Origin of the sequence: Streptosporangium oxazolinicum (genome assembly GCF_039537505.1) — a bacterium.
Lineage (GTDB): Bacteria > Actinomycetota > Actinomycetes > Streptosporangiales > Streptosporangiaceae > Streptosporangium > Streptosporangium oxazolinicum.
On sequence record NZ_BAABAQ010000001.1, the window covers coordinates 791,625 to 817,915 of the forward strand.

Below are 26,291 nucleotides of genomic sequence, written 5' to 3' on the forward strand. Positions count from 1 at the left end.
GATGGGTCGCTCCCGGGGCCGTCCTCGCGTTCAGACGCCGTAGGGGTGCCTCGTCCTGGCCTCGCGCAGCGCGCGGGCCCACCACGTCAGCTGGTCCAAGGTGGTCTTGACGGTGGCGTCGCACTCCGCGTTCGCCCTGGGCCAGCTGCCGTCGGGGGCGAACCGCTCCCAGTAGCGGGGCAGCGCGACACCGTCGCGGATGGCCACCGCGTGCAGCTCGGCGAACACCTCGCGCAGCTGCGCGGCGGCGAGCAGGCCGCCCGAGTCGTTACCGTAGGAGACGACCGCGACCGGCTTGGCCTGCCACTCCCCGTGGTACCAGTCGATGGCGTTCTTGAGCGAGGCTGGAAAGCTCCGGTTGTACTCGGGAGTCACCACCACGAACGCGTCGGCGTCCGCCAGGCGCGGCGCCAGCGCCACCACCGGCGCGGGCAGCGCCTCGTCCTGATCCGTGAGCGTCTGCGGCAGGGCGGCGTCGGCGAGATCGATCAGGTCGATCTCCAGATCCGCGCGCCTGCGCGCCCGCGCCGCGAACCAGGCCGCCACCGTGGGACCGAACCGGCCGTTACGAGTGCTGCCGACGATGACCGCCACCCGCAACCGGTCGCTGTCTCGCGTCCTCGGCATCCTCGGCCTCCTTCGCTTCCACGTCCCGCTTGATGTGTTCCACCCTGCCCGAGGGTGTTTACGGCTTGTTTACGCCCGCTCCCACCACCGCCCGGACCCGCCACCAGCTCCCGCCACCGCCCGGACCCGCCACCACTCGGCCCTGGTCTCACCGGCCCGTACCGGGTGGTTCGACCGCTCCGTACGACTTCGTACGACGTGGTTCGGCCCTCGCGCACGGGGCGCCTCGGCTGTCGCGTATGGACCGGCCCCGCGCAGCCGTGCGCGTTATGGTGACGTCCATGCGATTTGGGGTGCTGGGGCCGTTAGCGGTGTGGACGACGGACGGCAGGCCCGTCGCCGTCCCCGGGCTGAAGGTCCGCGCCCTCCTGGCCGACCTGCTCATCCACGAGGGACGCCCGGTGCCCGCCGACCGGCTGGTCGACGACCTGTGGGGCGAGGACCTGCCGGGCAACCCCGCCGGGGCGCTGTCGGCCAAGGTCTCGCAGCTGCGCCGGGCACTGGAGGACGCCGAGCCCGGCGCCAGGAAGCTGGTGGTGTCGCCGCCTCCGGGATACGTGCTGCGCGTCGAGACCGACGCGGTCGACGCGCGGCGATTCCTCTCCCTGACCGCCGAGGCGGCGCGGACCGGTGACCCTCGGGCCAGGGCGACGCTGCTGGCCGACGCGCTCGCCCTGTGGCGCGGCCCCGCGCTGGCCGACTTCGGTGACGAACCCTTCACCCAACCGGTGATCACCCGCCTGCACGAGCAGCGGCTCACCGCCTACGAGGATCACGCCGAGGCCCGCCTCGCGCTCGGTGAGCACACCGGGCTCGCGGCGGAGCTGGGCGATCTACTGGCCCGGCACCCCCTTCGGGAAAGGCTGCGCGCCGCCCACATGCGCGCCCTCTACCGTTCCGGACGGCAGACCGAGGCGCTGCACAGCTACGAGGAGCTCCGCGCCCACCTCGCCGACGAACTCGGCCTCGACCCGGGTGCCGAGCTGATCGCCCTGCACCGGGCGATCCTCGCCCAGGATCCGGCACTCGAATCACCCGCCGTACCGGCCTCTCACCCGGCCAGGCCCGCCACGAACCTGCCCGCGCCCCTCACCGACCTGATCGGCAGGGACGACGCGACCGCCGAGATCGGCGCCCTGCTGCGCGGCGACCGCCTGGTGACCCTCACCGGTCCCGGCGGGGTGGGCAAGACCCGCCTCGCCGTCGAAACCGCGCGGCGGCTGACGGACGCCTTCCCCGACGGCGTGTGGCTGGTCGAGCTGGCCGCGCTCGACCGGCCGAACGCGCCGGAGACGACGGGCTCGCTGATCGACGTGGTCACGACGGCGCTGGACATCCATGACAGCGCCGCTCCCGGGAATCCCCTGGACCGGCTCGTCGGCGCGCTCCGTTCCCGGCGGCTGCTGCTGGTGCTCGACAACTGCGAGCACCTCGTCGAACCCGTCGCCGAGCTGACGGAACTCCTGCTGCGAGCCGTGCCCGGCCTGCGTGTCCTGGCCACCAGCCAGGAACCCCTCGCCCTGACCGGTGAGGTGGTCTGGAACGTCCCGCCCCTGGAGACGCCCGACGCCGCCGCCGACCTGGACGCGCTGGAGCGAACCGGCTCGGTGCGGCTGTTCGTCACCCGCGCCCGCGCGACGACCCGCGGATTCGTCCTCGACGCGGACACCGCCCCGGCGGTCGCCACGCTCTGCCGCCGCCTGGACGGCATCCCGCTCGCCCTGGAACTGGCCGCCACCAGGGTTCGCGCGCTGGGTGTCCACGGCCTCGTGGCCCGCCTGGACGACCGTTTCCGTCTCCTGGCCACCGGGCATCGCGGTGCCCCGCCCCGCCAGCAGACGCTGCACGCGATGATCAGCTGGAGCTGGGATCTCCTGACCGGCCCCGAGCGCCTCACCCTGCGCCGCCTGGCCGTCCACGCCGGTGGCTGTACCCTGCCCGCCGCCGAGGCCGTCTGCGGCGCGGACGACCTTCCGGCCGCCGACGTGCTCGACCTGCTGGTACGCCTGGTCGACCGCTCCCTGGTCACCGTCACCCACACCGCCGACGGCCCGCGGTACCGCCTGCTGGAGTCGGTGGCCGCCTATTGCGTCGAACGCGTCCACGAGGCGGGCGAGTTCGAGTCGCTGCGGCGGCGCCACCGGCGCTACTACACCGATCTCGCCGAGGAGGCCGAGCGACACCTGTACGGGCACGACCAGCGGCTGTGGCTGCGCCGCCTCGACGCGGAGACCGCCAATCTGCGCGCCGCGCTCGACGGCGCGGTCTCCGGCCGGGACCCGGAGGGCGGGCTGCGGCTGGCGAACGCGATGACCTGGTACTGGTTCCTGCGAGGCAGGCTCGCGGAAGCCAGGCGGTCCCTGGCCTCGGTACTCGCCACCGAGGTGCGGGGCGTCACCACCGACGTGCCGGGCGTCGCCGAGGTGCCGAATGTCACCACCGACACGCGGGGCACCGCCGAGACGACGGGCGCCACCGCCGCGACGACCGGCGTCGCCCGGGTTCCCGCGCTCCGCGCCAGAGCCCTGGCCTGGCAGGCGGGCATCGCGTTCCTGCACGGTGACGTGGCCGACCGGGCGGCCATGCGTCTGTACGAGGACATCGACGACCCGGGCGAGCGTGCCAGAGCCCAGTGGTTCCTGCTTCTCACCGGGATGGGCATCGGTGACCTGTCGGCCGGCGAGAAACTGCTGGACGAGGCGCTGACGACCTTCGGCGAGCTCGGTGACCGGTGGGGGACGGCCGCGGCTCTCGTCACCCGGGCCAAGCATGCGCACATCCGGGGTGACCTGGCCGTGCTCGAACACTCCGGCGAGCGGGGAGCGAAGCTGTTCGGCGAACTCGGTGACCGCTGGGGTCAGCTGCAGGCGACGGAGTGGCTCGGCGGGCTGGCGGAGATGACCTGCGACTACGAGCGGGCCGACCGGCTGCACCGGGACGGGGTGCACATGGCCGAGGAACTCGGGCTCTGGCCCGAGGTCGCCATGCGGCTGGCCTGGGTCGGCTGGATCGCCCTCCAGCGCGGCGACCACCCCCGGGCACGGGAGTCCGGCGAGCGGGCGGCACGGCTGGCCGCGGAGCAGGGCCACCGGGCCGGGCAGATCTTCGCCGAGACGGTGCTCGCCTACGTCGCCAGGAGGGAGGGCGGGCTCGACGTCGCGGAGACGCACCTGCGCAACATCCTGGACTGGACCCCGAACCAGGAGGACGGCGCGGCGGACAACCTCGTACACCTGCCGATGGTCCTGGTCGAGCTCGGTTTCGTCTTCGAGGAGCGCGGCGACGCCGCGACGGCGCTGGCCATGCACCGGGAGAGCTTCACCATCGCGCGCGAGCTCGACGCCCTCCGTGACGTGACGCGCTCCCTGGAGGGCCTGGCCGGGGCGCTGTCCCTCGCCGGGGACCACGACCGTGCCGCCCGGCTGCTGGGAGCGGCGGCCTCGGCCCGCCTGTTGACGGCGATGCCCCCGGCACCCGCCGAACGCGACGACGTCGACAGGATCACGGCGAGAACGCGCGACGCGCTGGGCGAGGACGACTTCGCGTCCTGGTTCGAACGCGGTGGCGACCTGACACCCGAGGAGGCCGGATCGCTCGCCGCCCGGACGACCGTGCCCTGACACGGCCCGCTCGGGCGGGCCGATGTCAGTGATCGCGCGGGATGGGCGGGGTGGTTCGGAAAGGCATCGCCTTGAGTGGTGGTGCGGGGTGGGTTAGAAGGCGTCGCCCCGGGTGGTGGTGCGGGGTGGGGTGGAAGGCGTCGCCTTGCGTGGTGGTGTGAGGCGGGTTAGAAGGCGTCGCCCCAGCGGCCGCAGTCGTCGAACTTGTCGGTGCCCTCGCAGACCCGGATCTTGAAGTCGTCGAAGCCGTTGCTCTTCTTGAAGCCGCCGAAGTGGTCGATGTCGCCGTGGCCGAAGGTCTTGAACACCTTGGTGTGCGAGCCGAAGCGGTCGTGCCACTTGAACCACACGTAGCTGTAGGAGCGGTCGCGGTCACGGTCGAACAGGTCGCCGTAGAACCAGTAGCGGCCGTTGTCCTTGGTCCAGTAGCCCTTGAAGTACGAGCGGTGGCCGAAGTCCTCGCCGCGGCCGAAGCCGGAGTAGTAGGGGCCGAAGAAGTGCTTGCTGGAGGTCTGCGCCTGCTGCGTGGCGGCAGCCGAGGCGGTGCCGGAGGTGGCGGCGGAAGCGGAGGCGGCGGGGGCCGCGGCCACGCCGGCCAGCAGGGAGGCGGCCAGGGCCGCTCCGGCGAGGAGGGTGCGCGTCGTGCTCATTGTCATGCTCCTGTGCGGTGTGTGGGGGTGTCGCTGTTCGGACACCACGAACACTAGAAACCGCCGACGCTTCCTTCTGCGCACGAATGCACACTCAGCTCCCAGAGTGCACTATTACGGATTTGAACCCACAGAGCCGACCGCCTCACGCCTCCGCGGTGAGCTCCGTGGTGAGATCCACGCGCCAGTCGTTGCACCGTATGGCGTTTCCCGGCGGATATTCGCCGTCGAACTCGGCGACGAACTGGAACCCGGCCTTCCGGCAGATCGCGTTCGACGCCGGGTTGCCGACGGAGGGATATGCGTGAACATACCGGTGTGTCCGCTCCGCCCTGGCCAGGGCGATGACGGCCACGGCCGCCTCGGCCGCTATGCCCCTGCCCTGGAACTCCGGCAGGACGCCCCAGCCCGTCTCGTACACGGTCTCGTCGTGCCAGACGCGTTCCCAGTATCCGATGCTGCCGACCTGCTGGAGATCGGGGAGCAGGACGATGCTGAACATGCGGCCGGTCCCCTTCCCGACGATATCGACATACCGTCTGTGACGTTCGAGGAGTTTCTCCTCGGTCTCCGGGCCTCCCAGGTGCTCGGTCATCTCCGGCGCGTTGATGCGACGTAGCAGGTCGAAGTCGGTCTCCGCCCACGGATCGAGCCGTACCAGCGGCGCGTTTCCTCGCTCCGGCATCTCTCTCACTTCACTTTCGGCCACTCGCGTTCAGAAGCATGCGGATTCTGCCAGGCACCACCGACAGATCGGCCCCGGCCCGTACTCAACGGGCGGTGGGATCGGGGCTCCGGCGCCCGCGGGTCTGGAGCGACACCGTGGCCGCCTCCCGCCTGCCGTTGACTCCCAGCTTCCGGTAGATGTTCCGCGCGTGCGTCTTGACGGTGTTGACCGAAAGGACGAGATCATCCGCTATCTCCCTGAGGGTCAGCTCACTGCGCAGGTAGTGCAGCACCGCCACCTCGCGCTCGCTGAGCTCGGCGACCGGTACGCCCGGTACGCGTGAGCCGGGGCGGGGTGATCGCCCGAGGTCCGAGGCCACCTGGTCCCGCAGGTCGGTCAGGCCCATGGGGTTGGGGCACCGGGCAAGCAGCTCGTCCGCCGCCGCCAGGCGGTCGGCCGCCCGCCCGGTGTCGGCACGACCCGCGAGCGCGCGGGCGAGGAAGAGGAGAGCGAAGGCGCCCATCGTCGTGTCGGCGCCGAATCCCGGGGGCGCGTCGACCAGCTCCTCCAGCCGCGCCACGGCATCACCCCCGTCCTCCCCGCCCGCCCGCGCCACACCGCCGTCATGGCCCTCCCCACCGGCCTGGACCACTGAGCGTGACCATGGCGGGGAGACGGGTCGGGTCGTGTCATGGCCCTCCTCACCGGCCTGGACCACCCCACCGCGACGATCCTTTCCACCGGCCCGCACCACACCCGTACTCCGGCCCTCCCCGTCGGCGATGACCGCTCGGAGGATCACTCCTTCGGGTGCGACCCTCGGTCTCGGACGTGTCCGGCACTCGGTGAGGGCGATATGGACCCGACCGGCGTGGGCGACGGCCGCCGTACGATCACCGGCGAGATGCGCGGCCAGTCCGGCGATGCCGTGGACGGTCGCGCGCAGCGGCGGCGGCAGCGGTGTCGTGGTCCAGAGGGCCTCGATCTGGTCCAGCAGCCGCCCGCACTCGGCGAGCCGTCCGGCGAGCAGGAGCGTGCGGGCGACGCCGATCCGGGCCTGGGTCCGTACGAGCGGGGAGATCGGTGCCGCCGTCTTCTCCCTCCGGAGAAGGGTCAGGCCCTGGCGGAGGGCCAGGGGGAGGTCACCCCGCTCGCGGGGCAGGCAGAGCCGCCACGCGTCCTCCGGCCGGATCGGCCCGCCGTCGCCGTACCCGGGGGAGACGGCGCGGGACCACCGGTCGCGCTCGTCGAAGCGCCCGAGGGAGCACCACAGGTGAAGCCCTCGCCCGGCCAGCCCGGGGCGCTTCCCGATCTCCTCGTCGGGAAGCGCGCTGAGCCACTGCTCCAGGGCCGTGAGCCGTCCGGCCCGGTAGTAGTCGTCGAACAGCTCCCGCAGCATCTCCGCGGCGGTCCCGTGGTCCCCCGCGAGGAGGGCGTGGTCGACGGCCTCGTCACGGCTCCCGTGGACGGTGTGCCACCGGGCGGCGCTTCGATGCGCCATGCGCGCCCGCCCGGGATCGGTGGACTCCCGCCTGTGCGCCAGTGCCTGCCGGAACAGCCGCTGGTAGCGCACCCACGTGCCGGAGGCGTCCTCGGCGACGAGGAACACCCCGTCCCCACGGAGCCGGTCGAGCAACTCCGCGGAGTCGTCCCGGCCGCGTACGGCGTCCGCGAGCGCCGCGCAGAAGCGACCGAGGACCGCGGTGTCCAGCAGGAACTCGCGAATCTCGGGGTCGAGACCGGCCCATACGTAGTCGAGGAGATAGCCGATCAGCGCTTCCCGCGCATGGACGAGCCCCTCGACGGCCCCGGCCGCCGCCTTCCCCTCAGGGACGAACCCCCCAACAGACCCGGCCACCGCCTCCCGCGCGTGGACGAACCCCCCACCAGACCCTGCCGCCACCTCCCGCGCGTGGACGAGATCACCGGCGCACGCCGTCCCCGCTCCGTCCGGCCGTGGGTGCCCCTCCCGGTCCCGTACGAAGTCCCGTACGAACCGGCTCTCCCCGTCGGTGAGCACCGCCGTCTCCCCGCTCGCCCGCAGGTGCGCCCCCGCGAGCATCAGGCCACCGGCCCATCCTTCGGTGGCCGACACCAGGGCGGTGGCCGTACGCGCGTCGGCGACGACGCCGAAGACCTCGGCCAGCAGGTCGCGTGTCTCCCGCGGGTCGAACCGCAGGTCCGACCAGGTGATGGCCGACAGGCGGCTCGCCAGCAGCAGCCGCTCCAAGCGCAGGGGTGGTCTGACCCGGCCGGCGATCACGGTCGTGAGACCGTCGCCGCACGCCCTGATCAGCAGGTCGAGCCGGTCGTGGATCTCCGGGTCGACCACGTGCTCGTACTCGTCCAGGACGAGCACGGGCCGGTGCCTCCGCTCGAGGATGTGGTCGGCGAGGGCGGACACGTGGACGTCGCTGCCGTGGACGAGCGTCGCGGACGGGTGTGGCGGGGCCTGTTCGCCGGTCGCTCCCGCGAGGGCCCCGGCCACATGGCGCCAGAACCGCTCCGGGTCGTTGTCACGGCCGTCGACGTTGACCCATGCCACGGGCCGCGACTCCACGGCGGACCACTGCACCAGCTCGGCGGTCTTGCCGATCCCGCTCGGCCCCACCAGCAGGACGACGATCGACTCCTCCACCGCCGTACGCAGCCTGTCGCGTATCCGGGGACGCGGGAGAAGAGGGGACAGCGGCCTGGGCACGCGAAGCTTCGCGGCGACGAGACCTTCGCCGCCGCCTTCGGGAGGCGCGGACGCGGACGGAGCCGTTTCCCCACCCGGGACCGCAACCTGCTCCCCCTCGGGGGGCGCGGACGCGGACGGAGCCGATCCCCCACCCGGAACCTCGGCCTGCTCCCCCTCGAAACACCCGGGCACGGGCCGGTCCGGCCCAGCCGTCTGCATGCCCCCATGCTACGCACGCCCTCACGACAGGCCGCCGGGCGGTGGTCAGCCGGAGTGGAGCACCTCGTGGTCCCACGTGCCGGGAGCCTGCGTGTGCAGACGCCAGTAGATCTCGGCGATGTCGTCGGGGTCGAAGGCCGTCCCGGGGGCGACCGCGCCGGCGACCGTCACGGTGGCGACGTGGACCCCCGAGGGCCCGTACTCCCCCGCGAGCAGGGTCGCCAGCGTGCGGATACCGGCCTTGCCCAGGGAGAGGCTCGTCACCTTGGGTTCGGGGTCGGGCATACCACCGGTGAGGATGATCGTGCCGTGTCCCGCCGCCGACATCCTCGGACCCAGGTGGGCCGCCGCGGTGACCGCGCCGACGACGTTGACCGCCAGCGTAGCCAGCAGTTCGGCGGCCGAGAGCTCTCCCGGGGCGTCCCATCGGATGTGCGCGGCGTTGTAGACGAGCACGTCGGGCACGCCGTGACGGTCCACGGCGGTGTCGAGGGCCACGCGAATGCCCGCTTCATCCGTGCTGTCGGCGACGAACCCCTCGACGGCCTTCGCGCCGTCACCCGTCAGGGCGGAGACCGTCGCGTCAACGGTGTCCTTCGTACGGGCGATCGCCACCACCGGCATGCCCGTACGCGCGAAACGGCGTGCGACCGACAGGCCGATTCCGGGTCCGGCACCGATGACGACTGCTCCTGGCATGGTTTCGCATCCTTTGGGAGTGGTTCTTCGAACGGGATCAGCCGCGCGGGCCGTACGCGTACAACAGCTGAACCGTGTCGTTCGCGAGGTCGGAGGACGACCGGCGAACGACGACGCCCCGGCGCGGCGGTCCGGTGTCCGCGAGGAGGATCCGCACGGCTCGTACCCATTCAGCCGTGTCGAACGGGATGGGTGCCAGGACGGTCACGGAGGATCGGGGGGATCGGAGGGGGTGATCGGCCCCTCGCCCGGGGGTGAGTCGCGAGGAGGGCCGACCGGCCCGCTCACCGGGTTCTCCCCGAACACTCATGAACGGCTCGTTACCGGGCAAAGGGCTGTGATGGCGTGTCCGGCCTGGCCGGTCGTTGACAATCGGCCGGGTGGTTGGCGACGGTGAACTACCGCGAACGGTGAAGCACCGCGAACAGGCCGTGACAGGAGGGACGAGAGCTTGGGCGAGGTCGGGCGGGAGGCCACGGCACCCACACCCGGGCAGGTCAGAGCCCTCTTCCCGAGGGCGGCTCGCCTCCTGTCCCACGCGCGCACGCTGCTCGCCGACGACACGCGGGCCCGCGCCGACGCCCAGCGGGCGCTCTCCTCCATGCGTACGCGCCTGGCGCGCGAGGAACTGGGGGCGATTCCCCTGGCGCGCCTGAAGGACGTCACCGTGGGACGGCTGCGCCTCAGGGCCCTCGAAGAGGCCGGCCACCAGACGATCTTGGACATCCTGGACACCACGCCGTACGCGCTCCAGCTTCTCCCCGGCGTCGGAGCGTGGAACGCGAGACAGGCACACGCCGCCGCCGAGCAGATCGCCAAGGCGGTGGAGGAGACGGTGGCGCTGCGGATCGACGTCGACCGGCAGGACGACGAGACCACGGCCCTGCTGATCGCGCTGAACCGGCTGGTGAACGCCGGTCCCGACCTGCCGCGCGCGGGCGCCGCCGCGCGGAGGATCGAGAAGAGGCTGGCCTCGCTCCTGCCCGCCGCGCAACCGGCTCGCGGATGGTTGCGGATGCTCCTCGCGGGCCGGGGAGGCCGTCTCCGCGCGCAGGAGGCCGTCGCGCGGATCGAGGACGTGATCGCGGAGGCGAACGCGTCCGACACGGCACTGCTCTTCAGCCAGGCCTCCGTGGACCTGCTGCGCCCGCCGGTGTCCGGCATCGAGGCGTGGGTCGACTTCGAACTCCGCGCGTCCGAGTACTACAACCTGCTCGCCGAGCTCGCGGCCACGGAACCCGACCGTGTCGCCTCCGAGGGTTTCCTGCCCGACGACATCTCCGCGCGGGTCAAGGCCCAGGACCTCGACGACACCCACCGCAGGGTCTCCCTGCGCGGCTACCAGTCGTTCGGCGCCCGCTTCGCCCTCGCCCAGCGCCGGGTGATCCTGGGGGACGAGATGGGCCTGGGCAAGACCGTCGAGGCCATCGCCGCCCTGGCGCACCTCAGGGCGCGGGGCGAGAGCCACTTCCTGGTGGCCTGCCCGGCCAGCGTTCTGATCAACTGGGTACGCGAGGTCGAGACCCGCAGCACGCTCAAGGCCTACTCCCTGCGCGGCACCGACCGGGCCGCGGCCCTGGCGGAGTGGGTCCGCACCGGCGGCGTCGCCGTGACCACCATCGACACCCTGCACCGGCTGGAGATCCCCGGTGACGTGGCGCTCGGGATGCTCGTGGTCGACGAGGCGCACTACGTGAAGAACCCCGCCGCCCGGCGGTCGCAGGCCGTCGCCCGGTGGTGCGGCCGTACCGACCGGGTGCTGTTCATGACCGGCACCCCGATGGAGAACCGCGTCGAGGAATTCCGCAACCTGATCGGTTACCTCAGGCCGGACCTGGTCCCCGGCCTCCGGAACGGCGACGCGGCGGCGGGAGCCACAGGAGCCGCGGGGGCGCAGTCCTTCCGCAGGGCCGTGGCACCGGTGTACCTGCGCCGCAACCAGGAGGACGTGCTCACCGAACTGCCCGACCTCGTCCACGTGGACGAGTGGGAGGAGTTCAGCCCCGCGGATCTCACCGCCTACCGCAAGGCCGTGTCCGGCGGGAACTTCATGGCGATGCGCCGCGCCGCCTACGCCGTGCCGGAGACGTCGGCCAAACTCCAGCGGCTGCTGGAACTCGTCGACGAGGCGGCGGGCAACGATCTCAAGGTCGTGGTCTTCTCCTACTTCCGCGACGTCATGACCGTCGTGCACGAAGCCCTCGGCGGCCCCGGCAGCCCGGAGTCCGCCGGTGACCCCGGCGGCCGGGTCCACGGGCCGATCTCGGGCGACCTCGGCGCCGCCCGCCGCCAGCAGGTCATCGACGAGTTCACGGCCGCCCCCGGCCACGCCGTCCTGCTCAGCCAGATCCAGGCCGGTGGGATCGGCGTCAACCTTCAGGCCGCCTCCGTAGTGATCATCTGCGAGCCCCAGGTCAAGCCGACCATGGAGAGCCAGGCCGTGGCCCGTGCCCACCGCATGGGACAGGTCCGCAAGGTCCAGGTGCACCGCATCCTGACGGCCGACAGCGTCGACCAGCGCATGCTCGACATCCTCCGCGGCAAGGCCGGGCTCTTCGACACCTACGCCCGCCGCAGCGACCTGGCCGAGTCCACCCCCGACGCGATCGACATCTCCGAGCAGGCCCTGGCCCGCCAGATCGTCGAGGAGGAACAGCGGCGCCTCGCGACGTCACGGCCGCCGAGCGCCTGAGACGGCCGATCGCCGCGGCGTCGCGCTCCCGGTCTTGCACCCTTAAGGCCGTGACGAGGCGGGTGCCGCCCGACCAGGCGAACGCGCGGAAGGTCGAACCGGCTCAGGAGGTGATGAAGGCCAGCAGGTCGGCGTTGAACTCGTCCTTGTAGGCGCCGACCAGGCCGTGCGGCCTGCCCGGGTAGACCTTCAGGGTGGCGTCCTTGACCAGCTCCGCCGACTTCAGGGCGGCGTCGGCGATGGGCACGATCTGGTCGTCGTCGCCGTGCGCGATGAGGGTCGGGATGTCGAAGCGCCGGAGGTCCTCGGTGAAGTCGGTCTCGGAGAAGGCTTTGACGCAGTCGAACGCGCCCTTGAGGCCCACCTGCATGCTCCACAGCCAGAAGGCGTTCCTCGCCCCCTCCGACACCTCCGCGCCGGGACGGTTGAAGCCGTAGAAGGGGAGGCTGAGGTCCTTGTAGAACTGCGAGCGGTCGCCCTTGACCCCCGCGCGGATGCCGTCGAACACCTCGATCGGCAGGCCCTCGGGATTGGCGTCGGTCTTCAGCATGAGCGGCGGGACCGCGCCGAGCAGAACGGCCTTGGCGACGCGGGAGGTGCCGTGCCGGCCGATGTAGCGGGTCACCTCGCCACCGCCGGTGGAGTGGCCGACCAGGATCGCCTCGCGCAGGTCGAGGGTCTCGATCAGCTGGGCCAGGTCGTCGGCGTAGGTGTCCATGTCGTTGCCGTTCCAGGGCTGGCTGGAACGGCCGTGCCCTCGGCGGTCGTGCGCGACGGCCCGGAAGCCGTTGTCCGCGACCAGTGTCATCTGGTCGTCCCAGGCGTCGGCGTTGAGCGGCCAGCCGTGGCTGAAGACGACCGGCTGCCCGCTGCCCCAATCCTTGTAGAAGATCTCAGTACCGTCGGCGGTGGTGATGAAGGCCATGATCAGTTCCCCGAGGTGTCGTGCGGACTGGACATACCCGAAGTTAGGCCAGCGGGCGGCGCCCGCCACCGGTCAGACGACCGCATCCTTCGAACTTCATCCTACATTTACCGAATCATGACTTTATAGGGTGATTTGTTCATGTCTGAGGTTTTCGGTCGAAGGTGACATCTGGTACCGGGGAGCGGCCCGGTCGCCTACCGCTGGTCGCGCAGGGATTCCAGCATGCGCGACAGCGCCTCGGTGACGGCGGGGAGGTCGTCGGGGTCCGTCGAGCGGGCCAGCCACAGGGCCGCCTCGTTCATCGCGCCGGACAGGAGGCGGGCCAGCGGCTCCACGGGCTGGCGGGCGACGACCCCCGCCTCGATCAGCGTGCCGAGCGCCTCGGTGAGGTGCCGCGCCGAGGACGCCTCGTCCATGGCACGCCACTCGTTCCAGCCGAGCACCGCGGGGCCGTCGACGAGCATGATCCGCTGCACCTCGGGATCGCGGCTCACCGCGAGGAAGGCCCGGCATCCCGCGACCAGTTGCTCCCACGGGTCGTCGTACGTGTCCGCCGCAGCGGCGACCCGCTCGCCGACCTCCTGCTGCACCTGCTCGACGACCACGTGGAAGAGGGCGGCCTTGCTCTCGAAGTGGTGGTAGAGCGCGCCCTTCGTGACGGCCGCGGCCCCGACGATCTGCGCCAGGCTCACCGCGGCGTACCCGTGCCGCGCGAACAGTGTCCTGGCCTCGGTCACCAGCGCCCGCCTGGTCTCCAGCCGTTGCCGTGCCCGGTCCACCGTGGCCTCCCTTGTTCGCGTACCGATGGTATGTTAGCTTCACATACCGACGGTATGTGAATTCGCCGAAGGGAGAGAGCATGACCCTCACGAGCTTCTACCCGGTCGTCTGCACCGATCGGATCGCCGAGTCCCACGACTTCTACCGGCGGTTCTTCGGCTTCGAGACGACGTTCGAGGCGGACTGGTACGTGAGCCTGCGACGGCCGGAGCCGCCGCACTACGAGCTGGCGCTCGTCGACAGCGACCATCCGACGGTCCCGGAGAAATACCGGTCGGCGGTACGGGGGCTGATCCTCAACTTCGAGGTGGCCGACGTCGACGCCGAGCACGACAGGCTCGTAGGGCGAGCGGGACTCCCGGTGGAGCTGACGCTGCGCACCGAGGAGTTCGGGCAGCGGCACTTCATCGTGGCCGCGCCCGACGGTGTGCTCATCGACGTGATCACCCCGACCGAGCCGTCCACCGCCTACGCGGAGCAGTACGCGACCCCCTGACCCGCACCACCGGACGGGTCCTAGGATCCGCCCGGCGCGGCCTCCCTCCGGGAGGACCTGGCCAACCGCCTGCCGAGACGTTGAACGGGGGCCTCGAGCAGGCGGTGGGTCAGGTAGCAGAGCGGCACCAGGGTGAGGAAGAACAGCGGAAGGTTCGGGCTCACCCTCAGCAGGAGCGGGTGCAGCAGATAGAGGGAGAAACTGATCACCCCGAGGTGGGCGAGCCACCGGGGAAACGACCTGCGCCGCGCCGCGAACCCGGCCGCGAAGAAGGCGGCGGCCAGCAGGATCGCCGGGGCCCAGCCGGGATCGTCCTTGGCGAGGACCCCACAGGCCAGGACCGTCAGCACGGCGGTGACGGCGGTACGCCACCGGATGGTCCCCCGCTCGGCGCGGTACACGGCCGTACCGGCGAACATCACGGCCAGGATGATCAACCCCTGCCACGCGCCGATCCGGCTGCCCAGGATCACCAGCACGAGGCCGAGGATGCCACCCGCCACCGCGGCGACCGTACGCGTCCCGCCCCCCGCCCGCGCCGACACCACGACGACCGCGACCACCGCGACCCCGAGAAGCGCCGCGACCAGGTCGGCGCGCCCGCCGATGACCGGGCCCGGCAGCAGGAGGCCCAGCAGGACGGCCGACAGCGCCAGGACGATCGCGGCCTCGGCCGACCGGTGCGCCCGTCCCGTGGCGAACAGCCCGACCGCCAGCAGGTAGAACGCCATCTCGTACGAGAGCGTCCACATCACGTCGATGACGGCGGGCACGCCGAGCAACTCCTGCAGCATCGTCACGTTCCCGAGGACGACCAGGGGAAGGGGGCGCGTGCTCAGGCCCGGGTGGAGGACGAGCACCCCGGCGTACGCGAGAAGGAGGGCCAGGCCGAGCGCGGCGAGCAGCAGGGGGAGCAGGCGGAAGGCCCGGCCGATCCAGAAGGCCCGCAGGTCACCGCGCCGTTCCAGGGAGGCGGGGATGATGTAGCCGCTGACCAGGAAGAACACGAAGACGCCCCAGGTGCCGACGTCGATCCTGCGGTCCACCTCGGCCCAGACGCCCGGGATGAAGGTCCAGCCGGAGTGGTGCAGCGCGACGGCCAGCGCGGCCGGTCCACGCAGGGCGTCCAGCCAGGCCAGCCGCGAGGGGATCGGGGCCATTCGCCCGACTTTAGGCGATGTTCAGCGGTTCCCGGCACTCCATGGCCCGTAACCCCGGAGCACGACGGCCATGGCCCCAATCACCTCCGGCGGCCGATACGCCCGTCACCGATCACCTCCGGCAGCCGGTGCGCCCGTCACGACCTGACCCGGGCACGGTGGATTTGCCGGTAGTCCTCGGAGGTGAAGATTTCGTCTGCCCGAGTTGATCCTGTCGAGATCAATTCACTGACACATTTCTCGTCGGCGCCCCTACACCAGCGGCCCCGCCGGGGAATTCTTCCCGGCGGGGCCGTCGGTTTCATCTGCACAAGTGTGCGGTCAGCAGGTGACCGTCTTGTCGTACGTCGAGAACACGCTCATAGCGCCGATGGTCTTAACCTGTCCCGCGGACAGGGTGTGACACGCGCTGTCCGCTCCGGCGTGGAAGATAACCTTCACCTTCATGGTCTGGCCGCAGTTGTTGGTCAGCTTGACAGTCGTGTTGCTCAGGTCGGTGGGGTCATTGTTGGAGACCACGCGCGAAATGCAGGACGGCGCCGTGCCCAGCGCGGCGGACGTCCCGGCGGTAAGACTGCTCGCCTGGGCGGCGGAAGCACCCGCCAGGGAGAAGGCCGCGGCGAGCGTGGCGCCCAGGAGGGGGATGGCTATCTTCTTCATGTGTTGACCTTTTCCTTCTGTTGAGCACCTTCGGTACCGGTTGACAGGGAGGGTCGTTTTCCGGCGGAAGGTATCGCTGCGTTGGGACTGAATTAATGATCACTCAGAAGCGATCCCGTGTCTTTGCCCATCCACGCCAGGATTTTGCCCATCCGCGCCAAGCCGAGGGCGGAGGAACCGATGGACAGCCGTTGCCGCGTTTTCCGTCATTCCTGTGTCCACGGCCAGCGCGCAACCGACAAACCAGGTCTCTTTTCCCTGGTAATTCACGCGATCAATTCATGTCCGTTAAAGGGAAAATTGTGATGAGTCCCGTTACGCAGCGAATATGTCAGAGGTACGCCGATCGGCGGCGTCGCGGGACCGCTGAGGCCCAGCGGTCCCGGAAGGGACGCGACCTCCTCGACGGGAGGGCCGCCGGTCGCAGAACCGAAACCGGGCAGAACGCGGCCGGGCGGCGTCCTCAGCGAATCGGGTCGGAAGGATTGACCCTGGCGACGAAGAGCGGGTCGACCGGCGTGAAGGGGAACCGGGGGAGGTCACGCTCGGGCATGCCGAAGCTCGCGGCGAGAACCTCGCGGGAGAACGCCGACGCGCTGGCCCGGTAGCCGATGTCGGCGGGCATGGCCTGGTCGAAGAAGATGAGGAAGTGGATGTCGTCCTCGCCGAGGACCTCGATGTGGTGCGGGAAGGCGCGGGGCACGAAGTACACGTCACCGGGGTTGAGCACGTACTCGTCGAGGGCGCCGTCGGGGTCCAGGACACGCATGCGGGCGTGCCCCCTCTCGACGTATCCCATCTCGCCGGTGACGGGATGCCAGTGCGGCTCGCGCATGCCGCTCTCCCTGATGCGCAGCGAGTACATGGAGATGTCCTCCAGAGCGGCCCAGTACTGCTTACGGGCGAGGCGGGCGTCGCCGTAGGCGTAGGACAGCGGCGGGTGCTGGCCCTCGACGTCGAACAGGTGGGCGTTGGGCAGTCCGGCCGTGGACGGGACGTCGGCGGCGCCGGTACGGCGGACGATCTGCTGGGCCGGAGACCGGTCGAAGGCGGCGAACGCCGAGGCGGGCAGGTCGTAGGTGTTACCGAGGACCGCGTCGGTCATGGCGCTGAGACTGTCGTGCAGCGAGAAGTGCCGGGGGCGTTCGTCGCGCAGCGCGAGAACGAACTCGGCGCGGTCGTCGCCGACGTTCTCGATGTGGTAAACCGCGCCCGACTCGACGTGGTACATCTGACCTGCGGTGACGACGAACGAGGAGAAGACGTCGAGGTTTCCGAGGATCGACACCAGGGCCGTGCCGGAAAGGCAGTAGCCGAGCTGGTTGGCGTTGACGTTCCACTGCGGCTCGCGGATCGCACCGGGTTCGAGGACCACTCGCTTGATCGAGAGCCCGCTGAGAATGGGCAGCGCCCCGGCGTCGACCAGGGTGACCGATCCGAGCTCGCTCTCGAACGCGGGTGGCGCGGTCGCCAGCGAGGTGACGTGAGGTGAGGTGCCGGTCATGACTTCCCCTTCGTTGTCGCGACCCGCACGGTCGCGATCGAACTCCGGCCTGGGTCACATGGTCACGTCCACACTGATGGTGTACGCCTGTTTCTGCAGGTTAAGCAGCAGGTGACCGTTGTGTCGGGTACTGCTGCGGCGTGTCGCCGTATGACTTCCGGCTGGTACGCAGAGCCCCGTGCGCCGGCCGACACCGCCGGGCGATCTCACGTTCATCGACCGGCTCTCGGAGCACCTCGTCCACGTTCAGGTTCACCGGGCTGGTCGGGCGGCTCGATGCCGGGCACGCTGCGCGGCGATGTACCGCGAGATGCTCCCTCCGGAACCGCCCGCCGGTAGCGGTCGGCCAGCACGCGGATCTCCGCGACGAGTTCGGGCGGCTCGGTGACCTGGAAGTCGGCGTCGAGCATGCTGAGGTACGCGGCCAGCATCCGCGGCGTGTCCGAGCCGACCTCGGCCACGCAGGCGTCATCGCCCAATGCCTCCACCGGAACTCCGGGCGGCAGCCGGTCGCGTACGTATTCGGCCGGTGCGCGCACCGTCACCCGCGCCCGGCACTGCCAGGTCGCGGTGGCCAGGCCACCGGCGACATGGCCGACGAGATCACCGCCGGGATCCTCGCGCGGGGAGAACCGCGGGCCGTTCGGCGTCAGCAACCGCATCCGGTCCACCCGGAACGTGCGCCAGTCGGACCTCGCGACGTCCCACCCGACCAGATACCAGCGGCCTCGGTCGTGCGCGAGCCGGTGCGGCTCGACCTCGCGGCGGCTGGCCGACCCGTCGTGGCCGGCGTAGTCGAACCGAAGCCGTTCGTGATCGCGGGAGGCCGCCGCGATCATGGTGAGCGTGGTGGCGTCCACGCTGGGGCCCGAACGCGGGAGCGGGACGAGGTACGCGCGCAAGCCGTTGACGCGACGGCGCAGCCGCGACGGCAGCACCTGTTCGAGCTTGGTCAGGGCGCGCAGCGCCGCCTCCTCGATGCCGGTGACCGCGCCCTGGGTGGCGCCCACCCGCAGCCCGACCGCGACGGCGACCGCTTCGTCGTCGTCGAGCAGCAGCGGTGGCAGCTCCGCACCGGCCCCGAGCCGGTACCCGCCAGTGACGCCCCTGACCCCGTGCACCGGATAGCCGAGGCCGCGCAGGCGTTCCACATCGTTGCGAACGGTGCGCGCGGTGACGCCGAGACGCTCGGCGAGCTCCGGCCCGGTCCACTCCCGAGGCGACTGCAACAGGGAGAGCAGCCGTAGCAGTCGTTGTGCCGTGTCCAACATGTTCCAAGTCTGTCCCGGATACAGGAACGGAGGTTTCCTGTATCGCTTCTACGTTTACCGACATGGACAACAACACCGACATTCGTCCGTTCCGCATCGACATCGCGCAGGCCGAACTGGACGACCTGCGCGATCGCCTCACCCGCGTCCGCTGGCCACGGCAGGTCCGCGGAACCGGCTGGGAGCGCGGCGTCCCCGTGGACTACCTCAAGGAACTGGCCTTCTACTGGGCGAACGGCTTCGACTGGCGCGCGCAGGAGAAGACGCTGAACGAGCACCCGCAGTTCGTGACGACGATCGACGGCCAGGACATCCACTTCCTGCATGTCCGCTCACCCGAGCCGGACGCCCTGCCGCTGATCCTGTGCCACGGCTGGCCGGGCTCGTTCGTGGACTTCCTGAAGGTGATCGGGCCACTGACCGATCCCCGCGCGCACGGCGGCGACCCGGCGGACGCCTTCCACGTCGTGATCCCGTCACTGCCCGGCTTCGGGTTCTCCAACCCGGTGCGGGAACCGGGCTGGGGCAACCTGTTCCGGGTGGCCGCCGCGTTCGGGGAGCTGATGAACCGGCTCGGCTACCGGCGATTCGCCGCGCAGGGCGGCGACGTCGGCGGCGGGGTGGTCACGCTGCTACCCATGGCCGCCCCCGGCCGCGTGGTCGCCACCCACCTCAACGGTCCGTCGCCGTACCCGTTCGGCCCGCCCATCGAGCTGGACGGCCTGTCCGCCACGGACCGGGCGCGCGCCGAACGATTCAACGCCACCCGCCAGGATGGCCTCGGCTATCTGCACCTGCAGTCCACCCGGCCGCGGACCCTCGCCTACTCGCTGACCGACTCGCCGATCGGACAGCTGGCGTGGATCGCGGAGAAGTTCAAGGAGTGGACCGACCCGGCCGCCGAACTGCCCGAGCACGCGGTGGACCGCGACCAGCTGCTCACCAACGTGAGCCTGTACTGGTTCACCGGCTCCGGCGCGTCCTCGGCCGACATCCTCTACGAGGGGATGCAGGCCTACCGCGAGATGGCCGCCGGCCAGTCCGGCGACGGCGGCGACGGCGGCGACCAGGCCGGGTGGCCGTCGGCACCGGCACCACCGCAGGGGATCGCGGTGTTCGCGGCGGATTCGACGATCCGCGCCCTCACCGACCCGGCGAACACCGTCGGCCACTGGTCGGAGTTCGACCGAGGCGGACACTTCCCCGCGATGGAGACACCCGGCCTACTCGTCGGCGACCTGCGTGAGTTCTTCCGCATCGCGCGATAATCCCGGCAACAGCGCCGCCGTTCGGCGGGCAGAATCGAACGATGACCTTCACGACACCGCCGAAGACCGCCGCGTGGCGGCATCTCGACGCGCGGGACGGTTTCGAGGTGGCCTACTTCCAGCCTTCGGACGACGGCCTGCGCGTCGAGGGGTGCACGACGGCGGTCGAGGAGGGCGAGACCTGGATCGTCGGCTACGCCATCGAACTGGACGCCTCCTGGACCACGCGCGGCGCGCGGATCACGGGGCGTTCGGCCTCGGGGTTCCGGCACCTCGTGCTGGAGGCCGACGGCGCGGGCCACTGGCTCGTCGACGGCGCACCCGCCCCCCACCTGGACGGCTGCCTGGACGTCGACCTGGAGTCCTCGGCGATGACCAACGCCTTCCCCGTGCATCGGATGGGCCTGCGCGTCGGTGACCGGTCGCCCGCCCCCGCCGCCTACGTACGCGCCACCGATCTCTCCGTCGAACGGCTTGAGCAGGACTACGTCCGCGTCGCCGACGAGGACTCCCGGCAGCGCTACGACTACAGCGCCCTGGTCTTCGACTTCGCGTGCCTCCTGGTCTACGACGAGTCCGGCCTCGTGCTCGACTACCCCGAGATCGCCGTACGCGCGGCGTGACCTCCTCCCTCACCAACCGAAGCGGTGGGCGGCCCGGGAGGAGGACGCTCTCGTGCCGCGCCTCGCGCGGCAGCACCCCGGTCAGAAAAGGGCTGGTGAGGTCGTCGACGGGCTTGCCGAACGTGAACTCGGGAAATCCGCACAAAAAGCAGGAATCTGTCAACGCCGGGGCGTCGACACGCCGCCGGTCGGTTCGGTGAAGTCGTCGCCGAAGGCGGCGGTGAGCGCCTTCGCGATCAGGTCGGGCAGCTCGGTCCGCCCGTCGTCCTCGGCCCAGCGCACCAGTGCCGTGTGCATGGCGGCCAGACAGGCACTGGCCGCCACCTGGGCGTGAAACGCCGTGTCGGGATCGGTGGCATCGTCTTCCAGGGCATCGACGATCGCCCGCTGAAGGGCGTACTGGCTGTCCAGGTGCTTGGCCCGTAAGGCCGGCGTCGAGATCATGAGCCGGAGGCGGGCAAGCAGGAACCGCTCATCCGCCGCCGGGTCGTCTCCGTGGTCGCCACGGGTCAACATCGCGGCCGAGGCGATGAGCGCGCCGCCGATGCGGCGGACCAGGGGCTGTGCGACGGACGACGCGGCGATCCGCTCGGCGACGAGCCGGCCGTGCTGGTCGACGAGCACGAGGTCTTCCTTCGTGGGGAAGTGCCGGTACACGGTCATGGGCGACACACCCGCGGCGTCGGCGACGTCGGTCACGGTCGTGGCGTCGTATCCGCGCTCAGTGAACAGCCGTACCGCGTGCGCCTGAATCACGCGCTGCGTCTCGGCTCGTCGTCGCGCTCGCAATGTTGTGTGCTGGTCGGGCATGTGATAGATCCTACCTTGGTGATAGTAACTACCAGATTGGCAGTTACTAACAGAGAGGTGGTCGGCATGAGTGATCTGACCGGCAGGACGGCCCTCGTGACCGGAGCGTCGCGCGGCATCGGACAGGCGATCGCGACCCGGCTGGCGGCGAAGGGAGCGGTGGTCATCGTGCATTTCGGCACGGACGAGGACGGTGCGACGGCGACGGTCGACGAGATCGAGCGTGCCGGTGGAACCGCGCTCGCCGTCGGGGCGAAGCTGGGCGTGGACGACGACGTCGAGACCCTTTTCGCGGGAGTCGAGGCCGGGCTCGCCGGGCGGCCACTCGACATCCTCGTCAACAACGCGGCGGCCGCGCCCGCCGGTCCGCTCGGAACCACGACGCGGACGGAGTTCGACCACCTCTTCGCGGTGAACGTGCGAGCGCCGTACTTCATCATCCAGCGAGCACTGCCGTTGCTGCGCGACGGGGGCCGCATCGTCACGATCTCGTCCGTGGCGACCCGGATGGCCAACCCCACCCAGACGTCCTTCGCCATGACGAAGGGCGCGATCGAGACGATGAGCATGACCCTGGCCAACGAGCTCGGAGTCCGAGGGATCACGGTGAACGCGGTCGCTCCCGGCGCCACCCGGACGGCGACCAACGGATCGGTCTTCGAAGTGCCGGGCCTGGCCGAGCTCATCATCGGAACGACGGCGCTCGATCGCCTGGGCGGGCCCGGCGACGTCGCCGACGTGGTCGCGTTCCTCGCCTCCGACGCGGCGCGCTGGATCACCGGTCAGGTCGTCGACGCGAGTGGCGGCCTGTTCCTCGGACCGCGCGTCTGATCGACCGACCGGCCGGACGCTAGCCTGATCAATATGGATGAGCGCGACGGAGTGGAGATCATCGCCTTCGTGGACGCCGAGGCGTTCGAGAGCTGGCTCGCCGAGCATCACACGCGCCACGAGGGATTGTGGATCAAACTGGCCAAGAAGAAGACCGGTATTCCGACGGTCACCTCCGACGAGCTGGTCGACGTCGGGCTGTGTTACGGCTGGATCTCCGGGCAGCGGTTGCCTCTCGACGAGCGGTACTACCTGCAGAAGTACGTGCCACGCCGCCCCAGGAGCCTGTGGTCGCAGGTGAACGTGGACAAGGTCGCGATGCTGACGGCCGAGGGGCGGATGCGCGAACCCGGGCTGGCCGAGGTGCGCAAGGCGCAGGAGGACGGGCGGTGGGCGGTGGCCTACGAGTCGCAGAAGACGGCGACGGTGCCCCCCGATCTCGCGACGGCGCTCGACGCGACCCCGGAGGCCAAGAAGGCGTTCGAGGCGCTCGACAAGACCGGTCGTTACCTGGTGATCCTGCCGCTGCTCCAGGCGCTCACGCCGGAGAACAGGAAGGCCCGGCTCGACAAAGTCGTAGAAACACTGACAAAAAGCGAAAAATCGAGATAAGTCAGCCTGCACACCAACGCGGCGACCACGGTGGCCGGGCCGACAGCGGTGCTGCTGATGTCGCGGAGTCCCGAGCCGCTGCACACCAACGCGGTGGGCACGGTGGCCGGGCCGGAGATCACCTCCTCGGCTCCGGCCACCGTGCTCAGGACGACGCGGCGACGCGTTGACACCCCGTCCCCGCGGGCCGACGTTCCCGCCGTCGTTCCCGCCGCCGCTCGGCGCGGTCTCCGGTCGGGTATCCGTCCGGCTCCGGCGCTACGGGGCGCAGCCGGCGAGTTCGGGCCGCTGCGGCGTGCCGGTCGAGGGGCCGAGGAAGAGCCTCGCGCAGTCGCTCATGAAGCGCGGGTTCTCCTCGGGGACGTAGTGGCCGGCGTCGGGCGCCACGGCCGTGCGGACGTCGTCGGCGACCTGACGGAACGAGTCGGCGACACCGGGCCCGAACGAGTACTGACCACCGATCGCCAGCACCGGCATGGGCAGCCGCCTCGCCGCGTTGGCCTTGTTGTTCTCAGCGTCCGCGGGGAACGCCCGGTAGTACCCGTACCCCGCGGTGCGCCTGGCCGGGTCCGCGTAGGCCCTGAAGTAGGGCTCGCGCTCTATCGCCTCCGGACGGTAACTGAAGTCGTACATCATGCCGAGGTAGGTGCTGACGTCGTCGTTGTCCATGATCCGCTCGGGGATCGGCGCCGGGGACATGTTGAACCGGAAGTGCCAGCTTATTCCGTAGAGCTCCTCAAGGCCGAAGCCGGCCAGCGGCGTCTCGATCACGGCGATCCGGGCCACCTCGGCCGGGAAGTCACGCGCGTAGGCGTAGGTGACCAGGGCGCCGAGGTCGTGGCCGATGAGCGCCGCCCGCGTGAAGCCCAGCTTCCTGACGGCCTCGTGGATCCGCCGCGCCGTGGTGACCTTGTCGTAGCCGGTGGTCGGCACGCTGGAGTCCCCCAGCCCCGGCAGGTCGAAGGCGATCACGGTGTGGTTGCGGGCGAGGTCGGGCATCACCTTGCGCCACATCAACCAGGTCTCCGGCCAGCCGTGCAGGAGCACGATGGCCGGGCCCGACCCGCCGCGGACGTAGTGGAGGGTGCCGCCGTCCACCGCCACCTTCCCGTGGTTGAACCCGGGGGCGAACCTCGCCGGACCCTCAGAAGGCTCGTGGATCCTCCTGTTCGCGTCCGCGCTGGCGGTCGTGGTGAGCAGGGCCATGACCAGGGCGACGAACACGCTGAGGGCGACCCTCCCCAGCCTCGGTCCTCGCGGTCCCGCTCCCGGCGCTCGCACGGTTCTTGCGTCTAACGGCATATTCGGCTTCCCTTTCACAGATCTTCACGGATCTTCACGGACCCTCACGGATCCTCACCGATCGGAGCGCACCGCTCTCACGAGTCGGCTTCGCCGTACCAGTGCCACACTGTCGAGGTGGATCGTTCCGCGGCGCATCTTCTGGAATGCGGTGTTGCTGCCACACACCGCTCCGTGATCGCCACTCGTCACGTGCGAAGAAACCCCGCCGGAAACGGGCGGAAGAACGATCCCGCAGCCCAGAGGCCCCGCGCCGAGGCCCTTCCCGGCTCGCGCCCACCCACCTCCACATCGAATATGCTGGGCCGTGAGTGACAGGGAATCAGGGAGACCGGACGTGATAGGCGACGACGACATCTCCGGGTGATACCGGAAGTGACCGGCCACCGCGGGCGCATAGGAGCGCCGTCGCCGTGGCCGTCTCGTCATTGTCGTCGTCCCACCGATCCCTGCCGGGCGGCTCCGGCGCGCCCGCATCCCACCCGAGGTCTCTCGCATGTCCGACGCGTTCATCATCTGCTCGAACCTTTCCTTCTCCTGGCCCGACGACACCCCGGTCTTCCAGGACCTCTCCTTCACCGTGGGAGGCGGCCGGACCGGCCTCGTCGCCCCGAACGGCGCCGGTAAGAGCACCCTGCTCAAGCTGATCGCCGGCGAGTACCGGCCCGGCGGCGGAACCGTGTCCGTCAGCGGCCCGCTCGGTTACCTCCCGCAGACCCTGCCGCTCACCGGCGACCTCACCGTGGCCGAGGTCCTGGAGATCGCTCCGGTGATCAGGGCCCTGGACGCCATCGAGTCCGGAGACACCCGCGAGGAGCACTTCACCACGATCGGCAACGACTGGGACATCGAGGAACGCACCCGTGCCCAGTTGGACCGGCTCGGTCTCGGGGAGATCTCCCTCACCCGGCGCCTGCGCACCCTCAGCGGCGGTCAGGTCGTCTCTCTCGGCCTGGCCGCGCAGCTGCTGAAACGGCCCGACGTCCTGCTGCTGGACGAACCGACCAACAACCTCGACCTGGACGCGCGCCGCAAACTCCACGACGTGCTGGAGGACTGGAACGGCTGCCTGCTGCTGGTCAGTCACGACCGGGCGCTGCTGGACCGGATGGACCGCATCGCCGAACTCGACCGGGGCGAGATCCGCTCCTACGGCGGGAACTTCACCGACTACGAGGAGGCCGTACGCGCCGCCCGGGAGGTCGCGGAGAAGAACGTCCGCAACGCCGAGCAGGAGGTCAGGCGGGAGAAGCGGGAGATGCAGCAGGCCCGCGAGCGGGCGGCACGCCGGGCCGGCAACGCCGCCCGCAACCTCAAGGACGCCGGCCTGCCGAAGATCTTCGCCGGGACGATGAAGCGCGACGCCCAGGAGTCGGCGGGAAAGGCGAACGAGACCCACGCCGCGCGGGTCAACGACGCCAAGGCCCGGCTCGACGAGGCGGGCCGCGCCCTGCGCGACGAGCAGAGGATCACCCTGGAACTGCCCGGCACCAACGTCCCCGCCGGACGCACGGTCTTCCTCGGCGAACGGATGCGGGTCCACCACGGTGATCGGGCCCTGTTCGCGGGAGAGGGCGCCGACCTGACGATCCGGGGACCCGAGCGGATCGCGCTGACCGGCCCCAACGGCACCGGCAAGTCCACCCTGCTACGCCTGATCAACGGCGATCTCGAACCGGACGGCGGCCGGCCCAGACGAGCCGACGGCCGGGTCGCCTACCTGTCCCAACGGCTGGACCTGCTCGACCTCGGCCGTACCGTGGCGGAGAACCTGGCCGCGTTCGCGCCCGGAATGCCGCAGGCCCAGCGGATGAACCTGCTCGCCCGCTTCCTGTTCCGCGGTTCCCGCGTCCACCTGCCCGTTGGAGCGCTGTCCGGCGGCGAGCGGCTGCGCGCCACCCTGGCCTGCGTGCTGTACGCGGAACCGGCGCCCCAACTACTGCTGCTGGACGAGCCCACCAACAACCTCGACCTGGTCAGCGTCGGCCGGCTGGAGAGCGCGCTCAGCGCCTACGAGGGCGCGTTCGTGGTGGTCAGCCATGACGAACGCTTCCTCGCGGAGATCAGGATCAACCGCTGGCTACGACTCTCCGAGGGCCGACTGCTGGAAACGGGAGCCCCCGAGGAATGAACAGCACCTGACCGCGTACCGGGAAAACCCCGCGCGCTTGATCCGCTGGTCGCCGGGC

The 26,291-nt window shown here is 70.6% G+C and carries 21 protein-coding genes; 8 read left to right on the forward strand and 13 right to left on the reverse strand.

The window, feature by feature from the left end; translation table 11 throughout:
* Nucleotides 1-30: 30 nt before the first annotated feature.
* Nucleotides 31-627, reverse strand: coding sequence for an NADPH-dependent FMN reductase (locus ABD817_RS03705; protein WP_344914938.1), 597 nt, complete (start codon nucleotides 625-627; stop codon nucleotides 31-33).
* Between the two features lie 281 nt (nucleotides 628-908).
* On the opposite strand from ABD817_RS03705, the gene ABD817_RS03710 reads away from it, so the two are divergent.
* Nucleotides 909-4,247: an AfsR/SARP family transcriptional regulator gene (locus ABD817_RS03710; RefSeq protein ID WP_344914940.1), complete on the forward strand. Its 3,339-nt coding sequence runs from the start codon at nucleotides 909-911 to the stop codon at nucleotides 4,245-4,247.
* Nucleotides 4,248-4,414: 167 nt separating this feature from the next.
* Here ABD817_RS03710 and ABD817_RS03715 read toward each other — a convergent pair whose 3' ends face one another.
* From ABD817_RS03715 to ABD817_RS03730, 4 genes are all read right to left on the reverse strand, one after another.
* Entirely contained in the window at nucleotides 4,415-4,897 is a 483-nt protein-coding gene (locus ABD817_RS03715) for a hypothetical protein (RefSeq protein ID WP_344914942.1), read from the reverse strand.
* Nucleotides 4,898-5,042: 145 nt separating this feature from the next.
* Nucleotides 5,043-5,582 carry a GNAT family N-acetyltransferase gene (locus tag ABD817_RS03720; protein WP_344914943.1) on the reverse strand — a complete coding sequence of 180 codons (540 nt, stop codon included), beginning with the start codon at nucleotides 5,580-5,582 and terminating at the stop codon, nucleotides 5,043-5,045.
* 85 nt (nucleotides 5,583-5,667) lie between these two features.
* Entirely contained in the window at nucleotides 5,668-8,265 is a 2,598-nt protein-coding gene (locus tag ABD817_RS03725; protein WP_344914945.1) for a winged helix-turn-helix domain-containing protein, read from the reverse strand.
* Between the two features lie 246 nt (nucleotides 8,266-8,511).
* A complete protein-coding gene (locus ABD817_RS03730; RefSeq protein ID WP_344914946.1) occupies nucleotides 8,512-9,165 on the reverse strand; it encodes an SDR family NAD(P)-dependent oxidoreductase in 654 nt (217 codons plus the stop codon).
* A 451-nt stretch (nucleotides 9,166-9,616) separates the two neighbouring features.
* On the opposite strand from ABD817_RS03730, the gene ABD817_RS03735 reads away from it, so the two are divergent.
* Complete coding sequence (locus ABD817_RS03735) at nucleotides 9,617-11,857, forward strand: DEAD/DEAH box helicase (RefSeq protein ID WP_344914947.1); 2,241 nt, start codon at nucleotides 9,617-9,619, stop codon at nucleotides 11,855-11,857.
* A gap of 103 nt (nucleotides 11,858-11,960) precedes the next feature.
* On the opposite strand, the gene ABD817_RS03740 is transcribed toward ABD817_RS03735, so the two are convergent.
* Both ABD817_RS03740 and ABD817_RS03745 read right to left on the reverse strand, forming a co-directional pair.
* Entirely contained in the window at nucleotides 11,961-12,782 is an 822-nt protein-coding gene (locus ABD817_RS03740; protein WP_344914949.1) for an alpha/beta fold hydrolase, read from the reverse strand.
* A gap of 197 nt (nucleotides 12,783-12,979) precedes the next feature.
* Nucleotides 12,980-13,564 carry a TetR/AcrR family transcriptional regulator gene (locus ABD817_RS03745; protein WP_344914951.1) on the reverse strand — a complete coding sequence of 195 codons (585 nt, stop codon included), beginning with the start codon at nucleotides 13,562-13,564 and terminating at the stop codon, nucleotides 12,980-12,982.
* 80 nt (nucleotides 13,565-13,644) lie between these two features.
* On the opposite strand from ABD817_RS03745, the gene ABD817_RS03750 reads away from it, so the two are divergent.
* Nucleotides 13,645-14,061 (forward strand): VOC family protein, encoded by a 417-nt coding sequence (locus ABD817_RS03750; RefSeq protein ID WP_344914953.1) that lies wholly within the window; start codon nucleotides 13,645-13,647, stop codon nucleotides 14,059-14,061.
* A 20-nt stretch (nucleotides 14,062-14,081) separates the two neighbouring features.
* On the opposite strand, the gene ABD817_RS03755 is transcribed toward ABD817_RS03750, so the two are convergent.
* The 4 genes from ABD817_RS03755 to ABD817_RS03770 all read right to left on the reverse strand — a co-directional run bounded on the left by ABD817_RS03755 (nucleotide 14,082) and on the right by ABD817_RS03770 (nucleotide 18,656).
* Nucleotides 14,082-15,221: an acyltransferase family protein gene (locus ABD817_RS03755; protein ID WP_344914954.1), complete on the reverse strand. Its 1,140-nt coding sequence runs from the start codon at nucleotides 15,219-15,221 to the stop codon at nucleotides 14,082-14,084.
* 321 nt (nucleotides 15,222-15,542) lie between these two features.
* Entirely contained in the window at nucleotides 15,543-15,881 is a 339-nt protein-coding gene (locus tag ABD817_RS03760) for a hypothetical protein (RefSeq protein WP_344914956.1), read from the reverse strand.
* A gap of 463 nt (nucleotides 15,882-16,344) precedes the next feature.
* Nucleotides 16,345-17,385: a cupin domain-containing protein gene (locus ABD817_RS03765; RefSeq protein WP_344914957.1), complete on the reverse strand. Its 1,041-nt coding sequence runs from the start codon at nucleotides 17,383-17,385 to the stop codon at nucleotides 16,345-16,347.
* Nucleotides 17,386-17,597: 212 nt separating this feature from the next.
* Entirely contained in the window at nucleotides 17,598-18,656 is a 1,059-nt protein-coding gene (locus tag ABD817_RS03770) for a helix-turn-helix transcriptional regulator (RefSeq protein WP_344914959.1), read from the reverse strand.
* 62 nt (nucleotides 18,657-18,718) lie between these two features.
* Here ABD817_RS03770 and ABD817_RS03775 point away from each other — a divergent pair, with 62 nt between their 5' ends.
* Together ABD817_RS03775 and ABD817_RS03780 are read left to right on the forward strand one after the other, a co-directional pair.
* Nucleotides 18,719-19,924: an epoxide hydrolase family protein gene (locus ABD817_RS03775; protein ID WP_344914961.1), complete on the forward strand. Its 1,206-nt coding sequence runs from the start codon at nucleotides 18,719-18,721 to the stop codon at nucleotides 19,922-19,924.
* A gap of 41 nt (nucleotides 19,925-19,965) precedes the next feature.
* Nucleotides 19,966-20,547, forward strand: coding sequence for a putative glycolipid-binding domain-containing protein (locus tag ABD817_RS03780; protein WP_344914962.1), 582 nt, complete (start codon nucleotides 19,966-19,968; stop codon nucleotides 20,545-20,547).
* Between the two features lie 159 nt (nucleotides 20,548-20,706).
* Here ABD817_RS03780 and ABD817_RS03785 read toward each other — a convergent pair whose 3' ends face one another.
* The gene (locus tag ABD817_RS03785) at nucleotides 20,707-21,357 is read right to left on the reverse strand and encodes a TetR/AcrR family transcriptional regulator (protein WP_344914964.1); all 651 of its coding nucleotides are present in this window, start codon (nucleotides 21,355-21,357) and stop codon (nucleotides 20,707-20,709) included.
* 66 nt (nucleotides 21,358-21,423) lie between these two features.
* On the opposite strand from ABD817_RS03785, the gene ABD817_RS03790 reads away from it, so the two are divergent.
* Together ABD817_RS03790 and ABD817_RS03795 are read left to right on the forward strand one after the other, a co-directional pair.
* Nucleotides 21,424-22,188 (forward strand): SDR family oxidoreductase, encoded by a 765-nt coding sequence (locus ABD817_RS03790; RefSeq protein ID WP_344914966.1) that lies wholly within the window; start codon nucleotides 21,424-21,426, stop codon nucleotides 22,186-22,188.
* Between the two features lie 33 nt (nucleotides 22,189-22,221).
* Complete coding sequence (locus tag ABD817_RS03795; protein ID WP_344914968.1) at nucleotides 22,222-22,800, forward strand: YdeI/OmpD-associated family protein; 579 nt, start codon at nucleotides 22,222-22,224, stop codon at nucleotides 22,798-22,800.
* 258 nt (nucleotides 22,801-23,058) lie between these two features.
* Here ABD817_RS03795 and ABD817_RS03800 read toward each other — a convergent pair whose 3' ends face one another.
* Nucleotides 23,059-24,024 (reverse strand): alpha/beta fold hydrolase, encoded by a 966-nt coding sequence (locus ABD817_RS03800; protein ID WP_344914970.1) that lies wholly within the window; start codon nucleotides 24,022-24,024, stop codon nucleotides 23,059-23,061.
* Nucleotides 24,025-24,598: 574 nt separating this feature from the next.
* Between ABD817_RS03800 and abc-f the strand changes: the two genes are divergently transcribed.
* A complete protein-coding gene (gene abc-f / locus ABD817_RS03805; RefSeq protein ID WP_344914972.1) occupies nucleotides 24,599-26,233 on the forward strand; it encodes a ribosomal protection-like ABC-F family protein in 1,635 nt (544 codons plus the stop codon).
* Nucleotides 26,234-26,291: the final 58 nt, after the last annotated feature.